Source organism: Geodermatophilus sabuli (assembly GCF_010686765.1).
Taxonomy (GTDB): Bacteria; Actinomycetota; Actinomycetes; order Mycobacteriales; family Geodermatophilaceae; genus Geodermatophilus; species Geodermatophilus sabuli_A.
This window is the reverse complement of sequence record NZ_JAAGWF010000001.1, coordinates 38,317-45,481: the sequence shown is the minus strand read 5'-3', so window position 1 is coordinate 45,481 and position 7,165 is coordinate 38,317. Positions and strand designations below refer to the sequence as shown.

The window sequence follows — 7,165 nt, the reverse complement described above, 5'->3', positions numbered from 1 at the left end:
CCCCCCGCACCGAGCACCAGCACCCGCTCGCCGGCCCGCAGCCGCCCGCGCCAGGTGAGCGCCATCCAGGCCGCCACCCCGGACAGCCCCAGCGCCGCCAGCGCGGCGTCGGGCAGGTCGGCGTCCACCGGGACGACGTCGGCGTCGGGGACCGCGCAGCGCTCGGCCAGGCTGCCGTCACCCGGGGCCATCCCGGCACTGGTGGCGAGGAAGACCCGGCTGCCCACCGGGACCGTGGCCGAGGACTCGACCACGCCGACGCCCTGGACGCCGGGCACGTAGGGCACCGCGGGGCGGCCGAAGTAGGAGGTGCCCGAGGCGCAGAGCAGGTCCAGCGGCACCACCGGCGCCGCGGTCACCCGGACGACGGTGCGGCCCGGGCCGGGCTCCGGGTCGGGGTGCGGGCCGGGCGCGGGCGGGCTGCCGGGCTCGGTCAGGACGGCGGCGTGCACGGTGCTCAGTCCCCGCTCGGGTCGACGTAGACCGCGTTGCGGTCGACGGCGAGGTAGGCGTCCATGCCGATCGGCCGGCGACGCTCCTCGGCGAGCTGGCCGAGCAGGCCGGCGGCCCGGGCGAGGAGCGCGAAGCCGCGGAGCATCTCCACCGGCAGGCCCAGGTCCGCGAGCGCCGCGCCGCAGACGCCTGCGCCGTTGAGCGGCAGCCGGCGGCCGAGGACCTGCTCGTGCACCCGCCCGATCGCCTCGAACAACCGCAGGTGCGGGCCGCGCAGCCCCTCCTCCTCGGCGATGGCGACGAGCACCGGCGTCCGGGGGTCGCGCTCCTTGTGCACCGGGTGACCGAGGCCGGGCACGAACCGGCGCGCGGCGCGGGTGTCGGTGACCGCCCGCAGGGCCAGGGCGTCCCAGCCGGCGTCGTCGGTGGGCAGGTCGGGGCCGGCTGCCTCGAGGACCTCGTGCAGGTAGGCGCCGCAGTCCTCGGTGACGCCGAGGAACCGCGAGCCGCCGCCGAGCAGCCCGGCGGCCAGCGCGCCCTGCAGGGAGTCCGGGGCCGAGAGGTAGGTCAGCCGGGCGGCGATCGCGGTCGGGGTGAACCCGTGGTCGGCCAGGGCGACCAGGCACGCCTCGAACACGCGGGTCTCCGACGGGGTGGGCCGGCGCAGGGTGACCAGCCAGAAGGCGAGCTCGCCGAAGCCCACCTGCCCCATGAGGTCGGCGGTCAGGTCCTGACCGAGCAGGCGGATCTCCTCGGCGGTGGAGGTGCCGAGGGAGGTGGGGAAGGACAAGTCGGTCACGCGGTCTCCTCGCTCGCCGGGGCGGCCAGCCAGCGGCGGATCTCGTCCCCGTGCTCGTCGACCGCCGGCGGGGGCAGCCGGTAGCTCGCCGCGCTCGCGGAGAACCGGATGGGGTTGCGGATCGAGGGGACGGCGGCGGCGCCCTCCCCCGCGGTCACGACCGGGGCCAGGCCCACCTCCTCGGCGAACGCCACGCCCTGGTCGACGGTGTTGATCGGACCGCAGGGCACGCCCGCCCCGATGATGTCGCGGAACCACTCCTGCTTGCCCCGCGTGCGGAGCCGCTCGACCAGCAGGGGGCGGAGCTCGTCGCGGTGGGCGTTGCGCGCCTCGTTGGTGGCGAAGCGCTCGTCGTCGGCCAGCTCCGGGACGCCGAGCACCCCGCAGAGCTTGCGGAACTGGCCGTCGTTGCCGGCGGTCACGATCAGTTCCCCGTCGGCGCAGGGCAGCGGCTCGTACGGGAACAGGCTCGGGTGGCTGTTGCCCATCCGGAACGGGACGACCCCGCCGGCGACGAAGGCGCTGGACTGGTTGACCAGGCCGGACAGCGCCGAGGACAGCAGGTCCACCTCGACGTGCTGGCCGCGGCCGGTCTCCTGGCGGGCGTGCAGCGCCGACAGCACGCCGATGGTGGCGTGCAGGCCGGCCATGACGTCGAAGACGGCGACACCGGCGCGGTAGGGCTCACCGCCGGGGTCGCCCGTGAGGCTCATGAGCCCGGAGATGGCCTGCACGATGAGGTCGTAGCCGGGCAGCGCCGCCCCGCCGGGCCCGCTGCCGAAACCGCTGATCGAGGCGTAGACGATCCGCGGGTTGGTCGCCGACACGGTGGCGTGGTCGAGGCCGAAGCGGGCCAGGCCGCCGGGCTTGAAGTTCTCCACGAGGACGTCGGCGCGGCGGGCCAGCTCCTGGGCGGCGGCGCGGTCGCCGGCGTCGCCGAGGTCCAGCGCCACCGACCGCTTGTTGCGGTTGACGCCCAGGTAGTACGTGGCCACACCCTCGCGCACCGGTGGTGCCCAGGTGCGGGTGTCGTCGCCACGGGGACCCTCCACCTTGACCACCTCGGCACCGAGGTCGGCCAGCAGCATCGTGGCGTAGGGACCGGCCAGGATGCGCGAGAAGTCGGCGACCAGGAGGCCGGCGAGCGGGCCGGAGGGGCCGTCGGTCATCGGTGGCGGTCCTCCTCGGTGGTCGGCGGCGCGGACAGCTGTCCGAGGTGCCGCGCGGAGTCTCCGGCCGGTCTCGCGCCACTGTCAACACCGCCGCGGGCGCGGCGGCGGAGTGCTTGACAGGTGATGCGCGTCACCACGAACGTATCGCACGAGAGGTGCTGACCGTAGACCGGACGGTTGTCCGGCACGGCTCCGCTGAGACCAGGAGGAGACGATGACCCACCCCGAGTCCGCAGGAGCCGCCCCCGAGGCCGGCCGCCCGGTGGTGTTCCGCGGCGGCACGGTGCTGACCATGGACGCCGCCGGCACCGTGCTGACCGACGCCGACGTGCTCGTGGTCGACGACCGGATCGCCGCCGTCGGCCCCCACCTGGAGGTGCCCGAGGGGGCCCAGGAGGTAGACGCCCGCGGCGGCATCGTCATGCCCGGGATGATCGACACCCACCGGCACATGTGGCAGACCGCGATGCGCGGCTACGGCGCCGACTGGACGCTCACCCAGTACTTCGTCTGGTACTACCTCGAGCACGGGAAGAAGTTCCGCCCGGAGGACATCGCGGCGGGCAACCGGCTGGCCGCCATCGAGTCGCTGGACGCCGGCGTCACCACGACCGTCGACTGGTCGCACAACCTGCACACCGTCGACCACGGCGAGGCGGCGATCGACGCGCTCCGGTCGGTCCCCGGCCGGTTCGTCATGGCCTACGGCAACATCCAGGCCGGCCCGTGGGAGTGGAGCGCCGACCCCGCCGTCCGCTCGCTGCTGGAGCGGTTGCGCGACGCGGGCGACGACCGGATGGGCGTGCAGATCGCCTTCGACGTCACCGGCGACCCCGCCTTCCCGGAGAAGGCGGCCTTCGAGGTCGCCCGGGACCTCGGCATCCCCGTGACGACGCACGCCGGCGTCTGGGGCGCCACCAACGACGACGGCATCCGGCTCATGCACGAGAACGGCTTCATGAACCCGGAGACCGTGTACGTGCACGCCTCGACGCTCACCCGCGACAGCTACCAGCGGATCGCGGCCACCGGGGGCTCGATCTCGGTGGCCACCGAGTCCGAGTGCAGCGCCGGCCAGGGCCACGCCCCCACCGAGCAGGTCCTGCAGTACGGCATCCCGGTGTCGCTGTCGATGGACACCAGCGTCTGGTGGAGCGGGGACATGTTCTCCGCGATGCGCGCGACGCTCAACGCCGACCGCATGGCCGAGCACATGGACGCCCACCTCAAGGGCGAGACGATCACCCACCTGAGGCTGCGCGCGCAGCAGGTGGTCGAGTGGACCACCCGCGGCGGGGCGCACGCGCTGGGCCGCGACGACCTCGGCAGCCTGGAGGAGGGCAAGAAGGCCGACGTCGTGCTGATCAAGAACGACCGGTCCCCCGTGTCGTTCCCCCTGCTCAACCCCTTCGGCCACGTGGCCTTCCAGGCCCAGCGCGGCGACGTGCACACCGTGCTGGTCGACGGGCGGGTCGTGAAGTACGCGCACGAACTGGTCGGCATCGACCTCGCCCCGGTGCGACGGGAGATCGAGTCCACGATCGAGTACCTGAAGGGCGCGTGCGGCGAGGAGACCTGGCAACAGGGCATGTTCCCCCAGATGCCGGAGGCCGAGGCCTCGATCCTCGACAACCCCTACCAGTACAGCGACTACGTCGACGAGGGCAAGCGCGCCGGCGGCGAGGAGCGCGTCCTCGGCCGCTGAAGGGAGGACCACCCTTCCCCCCACGCCTCGCGAGCTCGGCGCGGGTCCCTGGAGGGTGGCCGTTCCATCGGGCGACCGGGCCGGCTGGGGGAGGGTGGAGATGGCGGGGCGAGGGGCGGGGCCGGACTTCGTCGAGGCGCTGGCGCGCGGGCTCGACGTGCTGGCCTGCTTCGACGCCCGCCACCGCACGATGACCCTCTCGGAGGTCGCGGCGGCCACCGGCCTGGCCCGCCCGACCGCGCGCCGGCTCCTGCTGACCCTGACCGAGCTGGGCTTCGTCCGCCCGTCCGGGACCGCGTTCGCGCTGACCCCGCGGGTGCTGACGCTGGGGATGGCCTACGTCGGCGCGCTCGGCCTCTGGGACATCGCCCGCCCGCACCTCGAGTCGCTGGTGGCGGCCACCGGGGAGTCGTCGTCCATCGCCCAGCTGGACGGCTCCGACATCGTCTACGTCGCCCGGGTCTCGGTGCCCAAGCTGATCGCGCTGCGGGTCGAGATCGGGACCCGCTTCCCCGCCGCGCGGACGTCGCAGGGCAAGGTGCTGCTCGCCGCGCTCCCCCCGACGGAGCTCGCGGGAGCACTGGCCGAACCCAGCCGGGCCGGCCTGCCGCCCCACCGGGACCGGACCGACGGCGAGCTGCGCGACGAGCTGACCGAGGTGCGGGCCCGCGGGTGGGCGCTGGCCAACGAGGAGCTGGCGCCGGGGGTGCGCTCGGTCGCCGTCCCGGTGCGGGACGGGGCGGGGACGGTGCGGGCGGCCATGAACGTCACCGTGCACGCCGCCGAGACCTCGACCGAGCGGCTCCTGGCCGAGCACCTGCCCCGGCTGCTGCGCACGGCCGGAGAGGTCAGCGCGGAGTGGGCGCTGTGGCAGTCCCGGCCGCACGTCGAGATCCCGATCCGCCCGGACGGCGCCGCCACCGCCTGAAGAACGTCAACCCGTGGTTGACGTCGGTGGCGTGTCAACCTACGGTTGACGCATGGCGCCTCCCGTGCAGATGTCCAACCCCGTCCGCCTCGACGACCTCATCTCCGCCGTCCGCCGGGTGGACGAGGACGTCCTCACGCAGCTGACCAACGCGGTACTGCTGGCCGACGGGATCGGTGAGGTGGCCGATGCCCTGATCGGCCACTTCGTCGACCAGGCCCGCCGGTCCGGGGCGTCCTGGTCCGACATCGGCCGCAGCATGGGCGTGACCCGGCAGGCGGCGCAGAAGCGGTTCGTCGGCAAGGCGTCCACCCGGCCGTCGGCACCCGAGGGCTTCGGCCGCTTCACCGAGTCGGCCCGCAACGTCGTGGTGACCGCCCAGAACGAGGCCCGCGCCGCCGGCCACACCGAGATCTCCCCCGCCCACCTCGGCCTCGGGCTGCTCGCCGAGCCCGAGGGTCTGGCCGGCCGCGTCCTCGCCGCCGGCCGGCCGCTGGACGCCGTCCGGACCGCCGTCACCGCCGCGCTGCCCCCCGGCGGCGGCACCCCGGGCGACTTCATCCCGTTCGACGACGCGGCCCGCGCCGTCCTCGAGGGCGCCTTCGGCGAGGCCGAGCGGCTCGGCGACGAGGTCGTCGACACCGAGCACGTCCTCCTGGCGCTGGTGGCGGACGCGGGGAGGGTGCCGGCCGGCCTCGGCGTGACCCGGCCGGGCGTCGAGTCCGCCGTCGCCGCCGCCCGCTCGGCCGGGTCCGCGGACTGAGGTCCGAGCGGCTCCCGAGCTGTCGGCGGCCGGCGGAGTCCCTACGGTCAGGGACACGCCCCGACCGGTCCGACCAGGAGCCGCCATGACCACCGCCGTGCTGCCCGCACCCTCCGCCCGGGCCCGTGAGCTCTACCACCTGATGCTCGCGTTCATGCGGGAGGAGGTGCTCCCGGCGGAGGCCGAGTACCTGGCGCACCGCCGGGAGGCCGGCCACGACGGCCACGACGTGCCGCCGGTGGTCGAGCGGCTCAAGACGACCGCGCGCGAGCGGGGCCTGTGGAACCTCTTCCTGCCCGCGGAGTCCGGCCTCACCCAGCTCGAGTACGCCCCGATCGCCGAGCTGTCCGGCTGGAGCCTCGACCTCGCTCCCGAGGCGATCAACTGCGCCGCGCCCGACACCGGCAACATGGAACTGCTGCACCTGCTCGGCACGGCCGAACAGCAGGAACAGTGGCTGGCGCCGCTGCTGGAGGGCCGGATCCGGTCGGCGTTCGCCATGACCGAACCCGACGTGGCCAGCAGCGACGCCACGAACATCGGCACCCGGATCGAGCGGGACGGCGACGAGTACGTGATCACCGGCCGCAAGTGGTGGACCAGCGGCGCGATGGACCCCCGCTGCGCGCTGTTCGTCCTCATGGGCAAGACCGATCCGTCGGCCCCGGCGCACCGGCAGCAGACGATGGTGATCGTCCCGCGGGACACCGCCGGGGTCACCGTCGTCCGCGACTACCCGGTGCTCGGCCATCACGACCAGCACGGGCACGCGCAGGTCCGCTTCGAGCAGGTGCGGGTGCCGGTGACCAACGTCGTCGGTGAGGAGGGCGGCGGGTTCGCCGCGGCGCAGGCCCGCCTCGGCCCCGGCCGGATCCACCACTGCATGCGGGCCCTCGGTGCCGCCGAGCGGGCGCTGGCGCTGATGGTCCAGCGCGCGCGGGACCGGGTCGCCTTCGGCGGGCCACTGGCCGACCAGGGGGTGGTGCAGCAGCAGATCGCGGAGTCACGGCTGGAGATCGAGCAGGCCCGGATGCTGTGCCACCGGGCCTGCCAGGTGATCGACACCGAGGGCAACAAGGCGGCCAAGGACCTCGTCGCGATGGCGAAGGTGGCCGTCCCCCGCGCCGCGACGCGGGTCATCGACCGGGCCATCCAGGTGCACGGCGGCGCCGGGATGACCGACGTGACCCCGCTGGCGGCCATGTACGCCTGGCACCGGGCGATGCGGCTGTTCGACGGCCCCGACGAGGTGCACCTGCGGTCGGTCGCCCGGACCGAGCTCAAGCGGGGCCCGCTGCTGCCGCCCGGCCGGATCACCGTCTGAGCGGCCCCATGCAGGGTCCCG

At 74.6% G+C, this 7,165-nt stretch carries 7 protein-coding genes; 4 read left to right on the top strand and 3 right to left on the bottom strand.

Annotation, left to right across the window (positions count from 1 at the left end):
- The 3 genes from GCU56_RS00205 to GCU56_RS00195 all read right to left on the bottom strand — a co-directional run.
- Positions 1–452: zinc-binding alcohol dehydrogenase family protein (locus tag GCU56_RS00205; RefSeq protein WP_163479495.1), on the bottom strand; the 452-nt coding region annotated here is incomplete at its 3' end.
- Between the two features lie 5 nt (positions 453–457).
- Positions 458–1,252: a citryl-CoA lyase gene (locus tag GCU56_RS00200; RefSeq protein ID WP_163479494.1), complete on the bottom strand. Its 795-nt coding sequence runs from the start codon at positions 1,250–1,252 to the stop codon at positions 458–460.
- Positions 1,249–2,421: a CaiB/BaiF CoA transferase family protein gene (locus tag GCU56_RS00195; RefSeq protein WP_163479493.1), complete on the bottom strand. Its 1,173-nt coding sequence runs from the start codon at positions 2,419–2,421 to the stop codon at positions 1,249–1,251. Before GCU56_RS00195 ends, GCU56_RS00200 begins: the two co-directional genes overlap by 4 nt.
- A gap of 217 nt (positions 2,422–2,638) precedes the next feature.
- Here GCU56_RS00195 and GCU56_RS00190 point away from each other — a divergent pair, with 217 nt between their 5' ends.
- The 4 genes from GCU56_RS00190 (at position 2,639) to GCU56_RS00175 (ending at position 7,144) form a co-directional block, all read left to right on the top strand.
- Positions 2,639–4,129 (top strand): amidohydrolase family protein, encoded by a 1,491-nt coding sequence (locus GCU56_RS00190; RefSeq protein WP_163479492.1) that lies wholly within the window; start codon positions 2,639–2,641, stop codon positions 4,127–4,129.
- A gap of 100 nt (positions 4,130–4,229) precedes the next feature.
- Positions 4,230–5,057, top strand: a complete 828-nt coding sequence (locus tag GCU56_RS00185; RefSeq protein ID WP_163479491.1) for an IclR family transcriptional regulator domain-containing protein — start codon at positions 4,230–4,232, stop codon at positions 5,055–5,057.
- A 52-nt stretch (positions 5,058–5,109) separates the two neighbouring features.
- Positions 5,110–5,820, top strand: a complete 711-nt coding sequence (locus GCU56_RS00180) for a Clp protease N-terminal domain-containing protein (RefSeq protein WP_163479490.1) — start codon at positions 5,110–5,112, stop codon at positions 5,818–5,820.
- Positions 5,821–5,905: 85 nt separating this feature from the next.
- Entirely contained in the window at positions 5,906–7,144 is a 1,239-nt protein-coding gene (locus GCU56_RS00175; protein ID WP_163479489.1) for an acyl-CoA dehydrogenase family protein, read from the top strand.
- Positions 7,145–7,165 lie beyond the last annotated feature (21 nt).